General features: G+C 56.3%; 14 protein-coding genes. 6 read left to right on the top strand and 8 right to left on the bottom strand.

Annotated features, from left to right (window positions below; all coding sequences use genetic code 11):
* The coding region (locus tag ACE6ED_RS06715; RefSeq protein WP_410826329.1) for a hypothetical protein at positions 1 to 264 on the top strand (264 nt) is incomplete at its 5' end.
* A 338-nt stretch (positions 265 to 602) separates the two neighbouring features.
* On the opposite strand, the gene ACE6ED_RS06710 is transcribed toward ACE6ED_RS06715, so the two are convergent.
* From ACE6ED_RS06710 to ACE6ED_RS06675, 8 genes are all read right to left on the bottom strand, one after another.
* Positions 603 to 1,205 (bottom strand): response regulator transcription factor, encoded by a 603-nt coding sequence (locus ACE6ED_RS06710; protein WP_410826328.1) that lies wholly within the window; start codon positions 1,203 to 1,205, stop codon positions 603 to 605.
* The gene (locus ACE6ED_RS06705) at positions 1,202 to 2,368 is read right to left on the bottom strand and encodes a sensor histidine kinase (RefSeq protein ID WP_410826327.1); all 1,167 of its coding nucleotides are present in this window, start codon (positions 2,366 to 2,368) and stop codon (positions 1,202 to 1,204) included. The genes ACE6ED_RS06710 and ACE6ED_RS06705 overlap by 4 nt, the downstream gene beginning before the upstream one ends.
* Positions 2,369 to 2,371: 3 nt before the next feature.
* Positions 2,372 to 3,112, bottom strand: a complete 741-nt coding sequence (locus ACE6ED_RS06700) for an ABC transporter permease (RefSeq protein WP_410826326.1) — start codon at positions 3,110 to 3,112, stop codon at positions 2,372 to 2,374.
* A 1-nt stretch (position 3,113) separates the two neighbouring features.
* The gene (locus tag ACE6ED_RS06695; protein WP_410826325.1) at positions 3,114 to 4,019 is read right to left on the bottom strand and encodes an ABC transporter ATP-binding protein; all 906 of its coding nucleotides are present in this window, start codon (positions 4,017 to 4,019) and stop codon (positions 3,114 to 3,116) included.
* A gap of 425 nt (positions 4,020 to 4,444) precedes the next feature.
* Positions 4,445 to 6,457: a methyl-accepting chemotaxis protein gene (locus ACE6ED_RS06690; RefSeq protein ID WP_410826324.1), complete on the bottom strand. Its 2,013-nt coding sequence runs from the start codon at positions 6,455 to 6,457 to the stop codon at positions 4,445 to 4,447.
* A 248-nt stretch (positions 6,458 to 6,705) separates the two neighbouring features.
* Complete coding sequence (locus ACE6ED_RS06685) at positions 6,706 to 9,171, bottom strand: heavy metal translocating P-type ATPase (RefSeq protein ID WP_410826323.1); 2,466 nt, start codon at positions 9,169 to 9,171, stop codon at positions 6,706 to 6,708.
* A gap of 113 nt (positions 9,172 to 9,284) precedes the next feature.
* Positions 9,285 to 9,485, bottom strand: coding sequence for a copper chaperone CopZ (gene copZ, locus ACE6ED_RS06680; RefSeq protein ID WP_410826322.1), 201 nt, complete (start codon positions 9,483 to 9,485; stop codon positions 9,285 to 9,287).
* A 41-nt stretch (positions 9,486 to 9,526) separates the two neighbouring features.
* A complete protein-coding gene (locus tag ACE6ED_RS06675) occupies positions 9,527 to 9,868 on the bottom strand; it encodes a metal-sensitive transcriptional regulator (protein ID WP_410826321.1) in 342 nt (113 codons plus the stop codon).
* 261 nt (positions 9,869 to 10,129) lie between these two features.
* Here ACE6ED_RS06675 and ACE6ED_RS06670 point away from each other — a divergent pair, with 261 nt between their 5' ends.
* From ACE6ED_RS06670 to ACE6ED_RS06650, 5 genes are all read left to right on the top strand, one after another.
* Entirely contained in the window at positions 10,130 to 10,717 is a 588-nt protein-coding gene (locus ACE6ED_RS06670; RefSeq protein ID WP_410826336.1) for a DUF5317 domain-containing protein, read from the top strand.
* A gap of 364 nt (positions 10,718 to 11,081) precedes the next feature.
* On the top strand, positions 11,082 to 12,953 hold the full coding sequence (locus tag ACE6ED_RS06665) for a bifunctional diguanylate cyclase/phosphohydrolase (protein WP_410826320.1): 1,872 nt from the start codon (positions 11,082 to 11,084) through the stop codon (positions 12,951 to 12,953).
* A gap of 257 nt (positions 12,954 to 13,210) precedes the next feature.
* Positions 13,211 to 14,734, top strand: coding sequence for an MDR family MFS transporter (locus tag ACE6ED_RS06660; protein WP_410826319.1), 1,524 nt, complete (start codon positions 13,211 to 13,213; stop codon positions 14,732 to 14,734).
* A 3-nt stretch (positions 14,735 to 14,737) separates the two neighbouring features.
* The gene (locus ACE6ED_RS06655) at positions 14,738 to 15,298 is read left to right on the top strand and encodes a PadR family transcriptional regulator (protein WP_410826318.1); all 561 of its coding nucleotides are present in this window, start codon (positions 14,738 to 14,740) and stop codon (positions 15,296 to 15,298) included.
* Positions 15,299 to 15,413: 115 nt separating this feature from the next.
* Positions 15,414 to 15,629: a hypothetical protein gene (locus tag ACE6ED_RS06650; protein WP_410826317.1), complete on the top strand. Its 216-nt coding sequence runs from the start codon at positions 15,414 to 15,416 to the stop codon at positions 15,627 to 15,629.
* The last annotated feature ends 107 nt before the right edge of the window (positions 15,630 to 15,736 follow it).

Here is a 15,736-nt window from a genome sequence, read left to right as displayed (position 1 = left end):
ATAACGGATCTGGAGTCCGCAAGGCAACCGAAAAGCCCAGGAATTTCAGAAATAAAGTCCTCTGGGTCCGGAAAGACCTACGTATCGCGTACTGCGGTAATCCGCTGCGGGTCTGTTACAGGAGAGGGTTCGTTCCAGTTCGTTCAACGACAACAGCGGCAGTCCAAGACATTGGTTATCAAGTCTTGGTTCACGCTGCTTTTATTAACTCAACTTTCGCAGCCTGAGCGGCAGCGCAACCTGAGATCGGCGGATACGCCTTGAGATCACTGGACAAACCGGAGATCCAGTGCTGGAGTTGACTTTGAATTAGGGTGGAGCATTTCTTCCCAACCTGAGTCGTAATTTCGTTCAGCCGTTCTATGAGTTGCGCCAAGGCAACTGCCCGGTCTAACGTGCTAACTTCATTGCACCGTAATATTAGCACGCCGAGCGTGCTAACTTCATCGCACCGTAAATAAAATAGCACACCGAGCGGTGCGTTCGCCGCGGGCGAAGCGGTGTTCTTCTATTTTTTCAAGACGCATTACTTTATTGCGGTTAAATCCGCGCCAGGACTGGAGCTAAGTTGATTTTCGCTCTGTGAAAGTTGAGTAAGGAAATTAAATCCAGCCCTTCTCCTCCGCCAGCCGCACCGCCTCGATCCGGCTCTTCACCTCAAGCTTCGCAAGGATCTCGGAGATATAATTCCGGACCGTCCCGTACGAAAGGTACAGCGCGCTGGCAATTTCGCCGGCGGTCATTCCGCCGCCCGCCAGTTTCAGAATCTCCCTTTCGCGTTCGCTCAGCGGGTTCTCCTCCCGCAGACTGCCGAAAGCCAGCTCCGGCGAAATTTCCCGATGCCCGGACATCACCCGGCGGATCGCGTCCGCCAGTTTGTCCACCGGCTCGTCCTTCAGCAGATAACCCTGGACGCCCGCTTTGGCGCCGCGCTCAAAATAACCCGGCCGCGCAAAGGTCGTCAAAATAATCACCCGGGTGCCGATCCCCTTGCTCCTAAGCGCCTCGGCAACCTCCAGTCCGCTCATGAGCGGCATTTCGATGTCCAGAAGGCACAGGTCGGGCTGCAGCGCTTCGATCAGCCGCAGCGCTTCTGCGCCGTCCCCGGCCTCCCCGACCACCTCCAGATCATCCTCCAGCCCCAGCAGCGATGCCATCGCATCGCGCAGCAGCCGCTGATCTTCCGCAATTACTATCCGGATCATGCCGTACCTTCCTTTCTGTCCTTGACGATGGACGGAACCCGGGCCGTCAGACGCGTTCCCCGCCCTGGAACGGTCTCAAACTCCAGCGAGCCGTCCATGAGAGAAAGGCGCTCCGCCATTCCTTTCAGGCCGTTGCCGCCCCGTCCCCGGTTTTCCTCCGGTTCCTGTTCCCGCTTCCGGGCCGGATTCGCCGTTCCGTCGTCCTCAACGATCAGGGCGACCTCGGAATCGGACAGCTGCACGCGAATGACGCAGCGCTGTCCTCCGCTGTGCTTCACAATATTGGTCGCCGCTTCGGTAATGCACAAACCCAAAATATTTTGAACCAATGCGGATACGCCCTCCAGCTGAATATCGCCCTCTACATCCAGCACAATATCCGCCGCGCGCAGCATTTCCCTTGCATCCGCAATCGCTTCGGCCACCGTCACCGCGCGCATGTCCGATACCAGCTCCCGGACCTGGCGCAGCGCCGCCCGGGAAATCCGCTGGATTTCCGCTGCTTCCTCCTGGGCACGGTCCGGCTTCACGGCGGCCATCCGCTCTACCAGCTGGCTTTTCAGCGTAATAAGCGACAAGGTATGCCCCAAGGTGTCGTGCAGATCTCTTGCGATCCGCATCCGTTCCTCCCGTTTGACCAGCTCCCGGATTTGGGCATGTGCCTGGTCCAGCTCCTTCTCAAGCTGCTGGCGCCGGGCAATGGACCTCACCCCGAAAGGACAAATCAGCATGATTACCGCAAATGGTACCATAAAAAAGATGCTTTCCAGATCCAAAAACAGCATGGCCCGGCCCAGCGGGAATGCAAGAGTGATCACAAAGACCGCGTATGCCCGCCGGAATTCCGTCCGGCTTTTGTACCAGCCAATGAAGTTGCCGGCAAAAAAGCCCATATAGATGTTAAAGGGATTGTAAAACAAGCTGAGCACCGTAATAATGGTGAGCTGGGTACCCAGCCATACGTGGTAAGCCTGGTCGCCGGACCAATACATCTGACGGTAGGCTACCACAAACACCGCCAGCATCAGATAACCCGCGGCCAGCTTCCAACCCGTTTCGGATTGGAGATTGGCCACGGGCATAATCAGATAGAGCATCCACATGTAGGGAAAAATCCCAAGGTTGTGCGGAAACATCCGAAACCGCCGCTTGTCTTGCTGCATGCTTTACACCGCTTCCTGCTTCTTTCGAATATAGCTGGATAATACCATAAACATCAGCAGATAGCCCAGCAGGATCAGCACATTGGTCCAGTCAGGCGAAGCGCCCCGGGCGATTTCCCACGCCCCGTTTCCATAGTTATAGGATGGGAGCCATTCCCCGATACGCTGCATCAGCTTCGGCATGACTTCCAGCGGCATCCACAATCCCCCGCTTACTGCCAGCGCCATATACAGCACATTGCTCACGCCGCTCGCCGTGTCGACCCGTTTCATAGTTCCCACCAGCGTACCGATCGCCAGGAAAGGAAGCGAACCCGCAATAATCCACAAACCGCACAATATCCACTGGAACGCGCTTAAGTGTACCCCGTTAATCAGATAACCCGCTATAAAAATCAGAATGACTGAAAACAAATGCATCATCGTTTGGCCGAACATTTTACCCGCAAAATAAACCGGCCCGCTCACCGGCGTCAGCCGCATAAACGTTGACCACCCGTTTCGGCGCTCCTCTACCATCCGGATGCCGAAGGTCATGATCGCCGAGCCCATAACACTGAACGAAGCCATCGACATCAGGTAATGCGCCTGCCATTCCGCTTCATTGGCCGCCCCCGTGTTAACCACTTTGGTAAAGATGAAGTAGAACAGAATCGGCATCATCAAAGACCAGAACACATAATAGGGATTCCGGAAAATGCGGAGCAGCTCCGCTTTGCACTGCGCTTTTAACATATTGCTCATCTTACGCACCCTCCTGCTCGCTAATTAGTTGCTCAAACGCTTCTTCCAGCCGTCCTTGATGGGTCTGCACATCCCGGACCTTGTACCCTCCGGCAAGCAGCGCCGCCAGCGTCTTGTCCGTATCGTCGGACATAATGTAGGCCCGGCCGTCCTTTAGCTCACACTGCGTTACCCCCGGAAGTCCGCCAAGCCGGCTGCGCAGCGCGTCGAAGCCCTCCAGCGGGATACACGAGACCGACCGCTTGAGAAGACGCGCCTTGATTTGCTCCGGCGAGCCGTCGGCAGCCAGAGCGCCGCGGTTGAACAGCAGCACCCGGTCCGCAATATCCTCCGCTTCCTGCAGATAATGGGTGGTGAAGACAACCGTTTTGCCTTGGGCAGCCAGTTGCCGGACCTGATCCCAAAACCTTTTGCGTGCGGTTACGTCCAGGCCGACAGTCGGTTCGTCGAAAAACAGCAGCTCCGGGTCTCCAGCCAGCGCCAGCGCAAATCCGAGGCTGCGCTTTTGTCCGCCGGACAGCTTTTCGGCGTAGCGGTTCAGGTCTCCGGCTGCAAGGCCTGTGAGCGCATAAAGCTTGTCTTCCGCCATCGGGTTCGGGTAGTAGCTGCGGAACAAAGCAATGATTTCCTTTACCTTCAGCTTATCCATGACGCTGACTTCCTGCAGCATCGCTCCGGTCTTGACACGGGTCTCCGGGCTCGCCGGCCGTTGTCCGAACAGCAACACGCTTCCGTTTGTAGGTTCCATCAATCCAAGCATCATCGACAGCGAGGTGGTTTTTCCGGCTCCGTTAGGGCCCAGAATCGCGGTGATCGAGCCTTTGGCGATCCGGAAGCTGACGTCGTCCACCGCCCTTTTATCCTTAAATACTTTGCTGACCTGTTTCATTTCCACGATATATTCCATTGCAGGTTCCCTCCGCATGTGTTCTTGTTTCTTGTTGAATCAAGCATACACCCGGGAGAAGAGGTGACATCAGTAAGGACTGTCATCCCTCGCGCATGACAACTGTCACCTTACAGCAAAAAAAGCCGGCTCTCCGGAGTTCCCGGAAAGCCAGCCTGTTTGTTATCGCGGTAAAAGTCCATTGCGGGCGCGGCAGAAGCCGGATGCGTTCCCGCGTCCTGCGTTCCTGTGCTTCTAAAATACCTCCTGCAATAGGAATAGGGATAAGGCGGCGTATTCTCCGCCGTTTAAAGAAGTCTGGAGAACGCGCGCCGGGGCATGCTGCTCAAAAAGAGGCCCAGCCTCCCGGCCGGACCTCCGCTGTGTATTCAAGTATACTATGCCCGCTGTTCCCGCTCCAAATCCTTGTCCTGCCTTCGGCTGATTTAGACCTTGAACCGGGAGACCATCTGCTGCAGGTCTGCCGCCATCCCGGCAAGATCCTGGGAAGAAGTTGCGATCTCTTCCATCGCGGCCAACTGCTGCTGCGCCGCAGCCGATGTCGATTCCGCGCCTTCCGCGGACTGCTTGGAGGCATTCGCCAGCTCCGAGACGGTAGCCGCCACTTCCTCCGTGCTTGCTGAAATCTGCTCCGCAACGGCGGAGATTCCCTGGATCTGGTCCACAATCTGAGCCGTTGACCGCTCGATATTGTCAAATGCCGCAGACGCTTCCTGGCTGGTGCGCATGCCTTCGTCCACCCGCCCCTGAACCTCTGTGGTCATAAATTCCGCAGTCCGCGCGATAAGCTTCAGCATCTGCTCAATTGCCCCGCCGATGTCTTCAGCCGTTTGCTTTGACTGCTCGGACAGCTTGCGCACCTCGCCGGCGACTACCGCAAACCCCCGGCCGTGTTCACCCGCCCGCGACGCTTCAATGGCGGCGTTAAGCGACAGCAGATTCGTCTGTTTGGCAATTTCCGCAATCGCGCTGTTCATCCGTGCCGCATCATCCGATAGCCGCGTCAGCTCGCTCATCAGCTGGCCCGATTCCGCAACCGATTCGAGGATGCGTTCCATCTGGCTTTGCACCCTCCGGATGGTCTGGCTTCCTTTTGCTACGTCCTGCTCCGTGCGGCCCGCCGAGTCGACGATCGTACCTGCGGATTCCGCAATGGACGACACGCCGCGCGCCATCTCTTCCATTGCCGTGGCCGCCTGCTCGGAAGAGGCGGCGCCTGCTGCAGCCGCTTCGGCCGTCATCTGCGTCGTCTCCGCTACATGCTTGACCGATTCGGCAGTTTGCTCGGTGCTTACCTTTATGACTTCCGAAAACTCGGTCAGCTGTTTGGACGTCGAGCCGATGCCCGACACCATGGTATGCAGCGAGGCGGTCATCTGGTTGAAGTCCTCGGCCAGAACACCAAATTCGTCTTTTGAATCGTGCTCCACCCGGGTAGCAAGGTTGCCTTCGCGGATGCTCCGTGTGCCCCGGGCCAGATTAGCGAGGGCCCGCAGGAACTGGGTCAGGATCAGAACGACGAGGGCTCCCGCCAGAAGTACCGTAATGCCGACCACGATCAGGCTTTTCCGGAGGATCGGAACGGACGCATCATCATAATCCTGGACACCAATCATCCCGAACATCTTCCATCCGGTAATCGGTTCGGCGCCCATATACAGCTCAATCTCCGTACCGCCCACATTAATAATATGAGATTCGAGCTGCTCCGCTTCGGCTGCAGCTTCTTTTCCGGGTTCGCCGGAAGCCGGTTGGCCCTGAGCAGGAACGGATTGAATATCCGGCAGCCCTTCCACTACCTGGCCGATCTGAAATTTAAGATCCTCGAACACACTAGCCGAACCGGCGATCACCTTATTGGACGCGTCCACAATCACCAGACTGCCGTGTTCGCTGATTTTTACATTGCGCATGCTGTTGATCAGACGTTCCAGATTAATGGTAGTCGTCATGCTGCCTTTACCGTCAGGCAGGGACTTGGACACGGTAATCACAAAATTCCCTGTCGAAGCACTCTCCGTGGGCTCGCCGATGATCAGCTGGCCGGGACTGGCCGTCGTTTTCTTGAACCAGTCCCGCTCGCGCGGGTCGTAGTCAGAGCTTTCGACAAACGGCGCACGGATATACTCCCCGTTTTGATTTCCGATCACAATCCCGTCAAGCTCGGGATGCGTGCGCAGCATATCGTCAAGCCGCTTCTGCATACCTGGCTGCTTCGGCGCATCTGAGGTTATATCGGTGAGATACATCTCCAAATTGTTGATGACCGGGGTTATGTATTGTCCGATGTTCATCCGGACCAGATTCAGGTTGGCAAAAGCCGCTTCCCGAATCTGGCTGCGCACTTCCTTTTTTGCACTTTCATAAGAGAAATAAGTAATGAGAAAGCTGGGAATCAGCAGCACGGCCAAAAAGGCGGCAATAAACTTTGTTCTCATGCTTCGGGCTCCGTGTACCGCTTTACGCGCCCATGAAATTGTCTGTTTGTCTGGTATGTTCGTCAAATGTTCCACTCCCCCATAAAAAATACTGCTCCTTATTGTTTCGACATTTTTCACAGCAACTGTTAGAGGAATTTTCATGTTTTTTCATTATTTTTTAAGATTCTACCTCCTTTGGGATTTCGCAGAAACGCAAAAAATCCGACCAACGTCCCTCGTTGATCGGATCCATTACTTTCATCTATTTAAAGTTTGATGCGCTGCAGCCGGAGTGCGTTCAGCACCACCGACACCGAGCTGAACGCCATCGCCGCGCCGGCCAGCCAGGGTGCCAGAAAGCCCAGCGCCGCCACAGGAATGCCAATGCTGTTATAAGCAAGCGCCCAAAACAAGTTCTGCTTGATGTTCCGCATCGTCTTCCGGCTCATCACGATGGCATCCGGAATGCTGCGCAGATCCCCGCGCATCAGCGTAACGTCGGCCGCTTCCATCGCCACGTCCGTTCCGGTACCGATGGCCATCCCGGTATCGGCCGTTGCCAGCGCCGGAGCGTCGTTGATTCCGTCGCCCACCATGGCAACCTTCGCTCCATCAGCCTGCAGCTTCCGGACCTCCTCTGCCTTGCCTTCGGGCAGCACCTCGGCGAGCACTTCTTCGATTCCGGCCTGTGCGGCGATCGCTGCGGCCGTCCGCTTGTTGTCGCCGGTAATCATCACGACACGGATGCCCATCTCGCGCAGCCGGGCTACCGCCTCGCGGGAGGTGTCCTTAATCGTGTCGGCCACCGCCGTCACTCCCGCAATCCTGCCGTCCGCGGCCACCAGCATCGCCGTCTTGCCTTCCTCCTCCAGCCGGCTCATCACCGGCTCCCAGTCTGCGGCCGCGATGCCGTTCTCTTCCATCATCCGGCGAGTCCCCACCAGCACGGCGGCGCCATTCACTTCCGCCGCGATCCCGCGTCCCGTAATGCTCCGGAACGCGCGGGCCATCGGCAGCGTCAGCCCTTTGGCGGCCGCGCCGGCTACAATCGCTTCGGCGAGCGGATGCTCGGACAGCTTCTCCGCAGCTGCGGCCAGCGCCAGCAGCCGGTCTGCCGCCGGTACGCCGCCCTCAGCCGGGAAATCGCCGGCCGGGAGCACATCCGTCAGCGCGGGCTTGCCGTTTGTGACCGTGCCGGTTTTGTCCAGCACAACAACCTGCACGCTCTGCGCGGCCTCCAGATGCTCCCCGCCCTTAAACAGGATGCCCATCTCCGCCGCCCGGCCCGATCCGGCCATAATAGAGGTCGGCGTAGCAAGACCGAGGGCGCACGGGCAGGCGATAACGAGCACCGCAATCGCTTTTTCCAGCGCTTCGGCGAACTGGCCGGGCGCCGCCCAGAAAAACCAGATCACAAACGTAAGCAACGCAATCCCGACTACCACCGGAACAAAAATACCGGAAATCCGGTCGGCGACCCGCTGGATCGGCGCTTTGGAGCCCTGCGCCTCCTCAACTACGCGGATAATCTGCGCCAACGCTGTTTCGCGGCCGACCTTGGTCGCCCGGATCGTCAGCGCTCCGTTTGCGTTCAGCGTGGCGCCGATTACGGTATCGCCCGGCTGCTTATCGACCGGGATGCTTTCCCCGGTCAGCATCGATTCGTCTACGGAAGACACGCCTTCGACTACCACCCCGTCAACCGGAACCTTGGTCCCCGGTTTGACTAGAAGCAGATCCCCGACGGCCACCTGCTCGATGGGCACCGGCGTTTCCGCTCCGTCCCGGATAACGATTGCCGTCTTGGCCTGCAGGCCCATCAGACTTTTAATCGCATCAGACGAGCGGCCTTTTGCCAGCGCCTCAAACCATTTGCCGACCAGGATCAGCGTGATCAGCACTGAACTCGTTTCGTAATACAGGCTGGGGGTATGCCCCATTCCTTCCATCCCGATGTAGTCAATGGTCAGATACAGACTGTAAAAGTAGGCGGCCGATGTTCCGAGCGCAACCAGCACGTCCATGTTTGCACTGCCGTTGCGCAGCGCTTTGTAGGCACCCGTATAAAACTGCCAGCCGATGATAAACTGAACGGGAGTGGCAAGCGCCAGCTGGAACCAGGGATTCATGAACAACTCCGGCACCGGCAGCCAGGATGTAAACGAGAAGTGCCCGCCCATCGCCCACAGCAGCGGCAGCGACAGCAGCGCGGAAATCATCCATTTGCGGCGTTTGCGCAGCGTTTCCCGCTCCCGCACATCAAGCGCTCCCTCCGCCGCTTCGTCTTTTTTGGGCATCGCCTTATAGCCGATCTGGGCCACCTTGGCCATAATATCCTCCGGCGATACCGCCCCGGGGGTATATTCCACATGCGCCGTTTCCAGCGCCAGATTGACGTTGGCCGAAGCGACACCGGGCATGCGGTTCAGCGTTTTTTCAATCCGGGCCGAGCACGCGGCGCAGGTCATGCCGGTAATATCAAAATCCGCCGACTCCCGCACCGTCCCGTATCCAAGCTCTCCGATCCGGGCTTCGATCCCGGCCAAATCGACCTGCTTCGGGTCATAATCGACCGCAGCCTGCTCCAGAGCAAAATTGACGTTTGCCCGGGAAACTCCATCCATACGTGACAGTCCTTTTTCAATCCGGGAGGCGCAGGCCGAACAGGTCATCCCCGTAATCTGTAAAGTCGCCTGCCGTCCGCCTGACGCCGATGCTGCAGTGTTCTCCATGTCGTTCACACCTCTTCTTTCGATACCCCCAAGGGGTATATTTTTACTCGAAAGGGGCGGGCCGGCTAATTGCTGCCGGTCCCGCTTCCTCCTGCTAATTATGTTCTGAGCGTTTAGACCACGTCGTACCCTTGGTCCTCAATCGCTTCCTTGATTGCGTCTACGGTTACTTTGTTCTCGTCGTATTCTACGGTAACCTTCTTGGCCTGCAAATCCACGTTGGCCGAAGCCCCCAGGTTGCCTACCGCCTTCTCTACTGCACTGACGCAGTGTCCGCAGGACATGCCTTCTACATTCAATGTAACGTTAGTCATCTTCATTCTCTCCTTTTAGGTTTATGTTTAGGCATTGCGCCTTATTTCATCAGCTTGTTCACCGTAATCATCAGCTCGTCGATTACTTCATGTTCTCCGGCTTCGATCCGTTCAATCACGCAGCTCTTCATATGCTCCTGAAGCAGCAGCCTGCCGACACTGTTCAGCGCCGATTGGACCGCGGCCAGCTGATTGAGCACGTCATCGCAATACGTGTCCCGCTCAATCATCCCCTTAATGCCGCGGATCTGACCCTCAATCCGGTTCAGGCGCGAGGTCAGGCCGTTCTTCACTTCCTGCGTATGATGGCTGCGACGGGCTCCCTCGCTATGGCAGCCTTGTTCGCAGGATTCCACCGGAGGTTTGTTCTCACTGGCGGCCACCGCATCCCCCTCCTCTTTTGAAGCAACAATTGTTGTTCTGTAATCACTATAATATACCCCCATGGGGTATGTCAAGCGCGTCCAACCACTTATTTTCCCTCTGTTTGACCTTCCCGGCAAACTCTGCCGTAATCACCTCGCAATCTCTGCCCCAAAATCGGATCATTATGCAGAATAAAACGGCAGGAAAATCACCCCAATATGAAGAATTACGAAGAACGGCACGCTTGGCCGACCTTACAAGGAACGGAGTCCTCGCCTATGGTTTACGACGGAATACTGATCGGCTTGGCGGTCGGACTGCTCCGCGGCGGTATCCGCTACGGCTTAAAGCAGTTCAGCAGCCTGCATATCCGGGGAGGGCTTGTTTTCCCCCTGCTGCTGGTGCTGCAGTTCGTCATGTTTGGACTTACAGAACGTTCGTCTGCCGCGGCCGCACTCAGCGGGAGCTTTTTTCTCGCGGTTTATGCGGCGGGGCTTTATGTCCTCTGGTTGAACCGGAGGCTTTACGGGTTTCCGTTTATTTTTGCCGGTGTACTGCTGAACTTTCTCGTCATGGCGGTCAATGGCGGAAGAATGCCCGTCTCCTTGGAAGCCGCAAATGTATTGGGCCCTTATTATGTGGATCTGCTGAAGACCGGGAGTGCAGTAACGAAGCATTACCTGATGGATTCAGCCACCCGGCTTCCTTTCCTTGGCGACATCATTCCGCTATCCAGCCCGTATCCGCGCACCCAGGTAATCAGCGCCGGAGACATTGTGATGAATGCGGGGATTTTTCTTTATCTCCAGCACCTGCTTGTTCCGGACAAAAGAAACGGAAAAACCCTTGAGGCTGAAGCTAAATGACCCCGAATTGGGCCTTGAAGCCGCCCGCGCAGACGTTAAAATAAGCGAAAGGAGGAGACGGGATGAAAAAGAGACGGGAAGGTCTGTCCTACTCGCGGATCATAGTGAATGCCGTGATTGTTGCATCCGCTGTTGTTGCTTTAACTTCCGGCTTCCGGTTAATCGGCGGGGGCTGAACGGAGGAACCGGAACAGGCTGAACCCTCAGCCTGTTTTTTTGTACACATAACCCGCCTTCCGAGTAAGTATACCCAAAACCTCCGGATTCCCTTAAAATAAGCAGATATACAGGCTGAACCATGGAAATGCAGGATAACGGATCAGCCAGTATAATGATGTTTCTAAATAAGAAGGAGGGAACTCCGGTGCCCGGCTTAACCCGCGCTTCAAAATGGAACTCCGGCCATTGGTACACCTTGGCACTGTGCACCCTGGGAATCGCCCTGTTTCTTCTGAACAATCCCGGACATTTTGTCGGTTACGCCCCTTCTGTCTGGGTATGGGTTTTCGCCATGTCCGCCGCGGCGGTCCTGCTGACCGTCTTCACCTTTCAGCTTCCCCCGCAGGGTAACGGGCTGTCGCTCGACTCCTCGGTGTACTTAGCCTGTATCTTTGTCTTCGGCTCTTCCTTTACGCTAACGGTACTGCTGTTATCGGCTTTTATTTTATTTTTGATCGAACGCGGTACAATCTGGTGGAAGCATCTCGCTAATTTTGCTATCTACTCTATTATGATCGTCGCCGCTTCAACGGTTTATTCCGCGCTTGGCGGACTCTCCGGACCGCTGCTGAGCGACCGTTTGGGAGCTTATGCGCTTGGTATGGCGGTTTATTTTCTCCTGAATTCGCTGCTGATTGGTCTGTTCCATTACGTGCTTTACAAGCAAAATCTGTTTCAGGTCCTCAAAGGCATGCTCACCGACACAGTGCTTGCTTATATCAGCACGCTTGTACTCTCGCTTGTACTGACGATTCTCGTCTATCATAACCGGATGACCGGCCTCGCTCTTTTCCTGTGTCTGAGCCTGCTGCTGTCCTACTCGTTCAAGCAGATGTTTGCCATGTACCGGAGCATTGAAGAACGCGCGAACCGCGACCAGCGGACCGGGCTGTTTAACCACAGCTACTTTGAAGCCGCCCTTGAGGAAGAGATTCGCAAAGCGCGGCTGAACCGCACGGAGCTGTCGCTGGGCATGGTCGATATTGATGATTTTAAAAAATATAATGATCATTTCGGCCACCTGCAGGGAGACCGGCTGCTCGTCTTTTTGGCGAATCTGCTTAAGGAAGCCGCGGAAGGGACAAATATTCTCGTCTCCCGGTACGGCGGCGAGGAATTTACGATGCTGCTGCCCGGATACGATGCCTCCCGCGCTTTGGTCTTTATTGAACAGTTGAGAAGACGGGTGAACCGGTCCCCGTTTGAGGGAATGGAGATTTTCCCGCAGGGCTGCCTGTCGTTTTCGGCCGGGATCGCCAGCTTCCAGCCCGACATCCACGACAAATCCGAGCTGGTGGAGCACGCCGACCAGGCGCTGTACTACGCGAAAAAACAGGGCAAAAACCTCGTGCACCTGTTTGGCCACAAGTCGCCGCTCGAACAGGACATCGACTTCAGCCAGGATGTGCGCGACATCGAGCAGCAGCTTAATCTTTTGATGTACAAGGATCTGGAGACATTCAAGCATTCCAAACGCGTCTTCCGCTATGCGATCGAAATCGGCGAGCTGCTGCAGCTTGACACGCTTTCCCGGCGGCAGTTCACACTTGGGGCGCTGATTCATGACATCGGCAAACTCGAAATCCCCTGGAGCATTTTGAACAAAAAAGAAAAGCTCTCCGCAGAGGAGTGGGAAATGGTCAAGTGGCATGTGACCTGGGGCAAGCAGATGGCGCTGACCAACGACAAGTTCCGCGATTTGGCGCCGTATATCGAGCTGCATCACGAACGTTATGACGGGAAAGGTTATCCCCACGGCTTCAAAGGCGAAGAGATTCCAAAGCTGTGCCGGATGCTGACCATCATCGACTCGTTTGACGCAATGACGACCGAACGGCCTTATCAGCCCACCAAAACAGTTCAGGAGGCGATCACGGAGCTGCGGGCCTGCGCGGGCACACAGTTTGACCCGGAGCTGACCGAGCTGTTCATTGGTTACATTGAAGCCCGGCAAGCTGGGATTGGGGCCGGGATTGAGGCTGAGACCGGCGGTGAGATGCCTGCTTCCGGGAGCTAGGCGCCATAGTGAATAATAGCGTAAGGCGGGTAAGACCGCCCGGCCGTATACCGAACCTTTTTGTCCGGCAGTTCTGCGGGCTTGGCGTTCGGCTTGGAGGCCGGGACGGTTTTTTTTTGCGCAAAAATTACAAGCTGTTACCTGCTGCCGCAGACACCTTGCCTCCCTGTTTACCGCAAACTGCTTGCCTCCCTATTCAAATTTGAATATAATTAGGCTGTTTCTCTACCTTACCTGTGAAGGAGCGGCTGTTAAGCATGCATACCAAAGAAAGCAATATGAAACTGGTCGTTGTTGGCCTTCTGCTCGGCATTTTGATGTCAGCGATGGACAACACGATTGTCGCAGCCGCGCTGGGGACGATTGTCTCCGAACTGGGCGGGCTAGACAAAATCGTCTGGGTTACCTCCGCCTACATGGTCATGGTGATGGCGGGAACTCCGATTTTCGGGAAGCTGTCCGATATGTACGGACGGAAACGGTTTTACTTGTTTGGGCTGCTGGTCTTTATCGCCGGCTCCGCATTGTGCGGCACCGCGGACAGCATTATCCAGCTCAGTATTTACCGGGCGATTCAAGGGATCGGCGGCGGTGCCCTGATGCCAATCGCATTTACGATCGTGTTCGATATTTTCCCTGTGGAGAAGCGCGGGAAGATGACCGGATTGTTCGGCGCCGTGTTCGGCATTTCCAGCGTGCTCGGCCCCTTGCTCGGGGCATATATCACGGAATACGCCGGCTGGCAGTGGATATTCTACATCAACCTGCCGCTGGGCGTGGCGGCGCTGTTCCTGGTTCTGTTTTTTTATAAGGAATCGGTTGTCCATTCTCCGCAAAAAATAGACTGGGCAGGCGCATTCACCCTCGTCGGGGCGGTGATCTGCCTGATGTTCGCCCTGGAGCTTGGAGGACAGCAGTACGCCTGGGATTCCGCGGTTATTCTCGGCCTGTTCGCCGGATTCGCCGTGCTGCTGATCGTTTTTCTGCTGGTGGAGCGCAAGGCGTCCGAGCCGGTGATCGCCTTTTCGATGTTCCGGGAGCGGCTGTTCGCCACCAGTTCGCTGATCGGACTGTTTTACGGCTCGGCTTTTATCGTGGCCACCATCTATATTCCCATCTTTGTGCAGGGCGTATTCGGCGGCTCCGCATCCAACTCGGGCCTAATCCTTATGCCGATGATGATCGGAACCGTATTTGGCAGCCAGACGGGCGGGATGCTTACGGTAAAAATGAGCTTCCGCCGCATCATGATCCTGTCCGCCGTCTGCTTTGTGGCAGGAATCGCCACGCTGTCGACCCTGTCGCCGGATACATCCCGGCTGCTGCTGAATGTCTTTATGGCATTGACCGGATTTGGCGTCGGCTTCTCTTTTTCCGTGCTTGGCATGTCGTCGATCCATCATTTCGAGATGCGCCAACGGGGATCGGCCACCTCGACCAGTACCTTCATGCGTTCACTTGGCATGACGCTGGGGATTACCATCTTCGGCATCATTCAGCGCAACAGCTTCAGCGCAGGTCTGACGGAAGCCTTCGGGGGAACGGGACAACCCGCCTCCGATTTCGGCGATTTGCGCACAGCGCTTGGGCCTGAGGCCAGAGCCAAAATTCCGGCTCCGGTGCTGGAAAAGCTGACCGGTTCCATGGCGGCCTCCATCGCCGACACCTTTTTGTGGGCGCTTGTGCCGGCCGTGCTTGGCTTTGTATTTGTGCTGCTGATGCCGAATGACCGGCTGACCGCAAGCAAAACGAAGCAGGCGGGCGCCGGAGAGCGGGGCTAACCCATGTCCATGAAGCTCTCCATTCTCGGACTGCTGCTCGAGCGCAACATGCATCCGTACGAGATGATGCTGATCATGCGCGACCGTGCCATGGACCGGGTAACGAAGCTGCAGATGGGCTCGCTTTATTACGCGGTTGACCAGCTTGCCAAAGCGGGCCAGATCGAACCGGTCCAGGTTATCCGCAGTACCGACAGGCCCGACAAAACGATTTACGGGATTACCGATAAAGGCCGGCAGCTGTTTGATCAGCTTATTTTTCAGCAGTTCCGCAAAAGCGAACCGGTCTACCATTCCTTTCATCTCGCGCTGGTGTATTCGCGCCATGCCGATCAGCAGAAGCTGGCCCGCGTGCTGGAGGAGCGGATTCGTGATACCGAACACGAGCTTAATCTTGCTTACCAGGTGTATGAGGAGCATATCGAAACGGTTCCCCGCGCGGCGCTGCATCTGATGTACGGCCGGTATGAGCATCTGGCGACGGAGTTAAAATGGCTGCGGCGCCTGCATGCGGACATGGCCGCGGGCAGAATGGGTGAACGCGGGCGTCCGCTGGAGGAGTAGGCTGCATGCTTGAAACACGCCGCAGGCTGTTTAGAACCGGCTCCTTTGGTTAATAAAGGCCTATCTAGGGATCTCCCCTGCCGGGATTCCATGCCATGAAAAGGGAGGATGTACGATGACGGAACCTAAACGCAAGGCAACGGACGACACGCGCGATCATCCCGAACAGTACCCTACGGATAAGGAAAGCCTGTTCGACCGGTTCGAAAGCGAACAGAACGTCGATTCGCTGCCGGTTGAAGACCTGACGCTTGAGCAGCAGGAAGAGCGGGATAAAGACCAGACAAAACACCGTTCCTCCAGTGACGCCAAATACCATACCGGCTTTTAGCAGCCTGCTAAGGCCATCCGCCCCCGCTGGGATCAGCGGGGTTTTTTTCGCCCCTCTTGTTCACTATAAAGAATAAAAATGTGATTTCCAGCGAAAAAGGCAGCAAT

It is taken from the genome of Paenibacillus nanchangensis (assembly GCF_046543445.1).
GTDB classification, from domain to species: Bacteria; Bacillota; Bacilli; order Paenibacillales; family Paenibacillaceae; genus Paenibacillus_AQ; species Paenibacillus_AQ nanchangensis.
The sequence above is the reverse complement of the archived record's forward strand: the minus strand, read 5'-3'. Positions and strand labels throughout refer to the sequence as shown.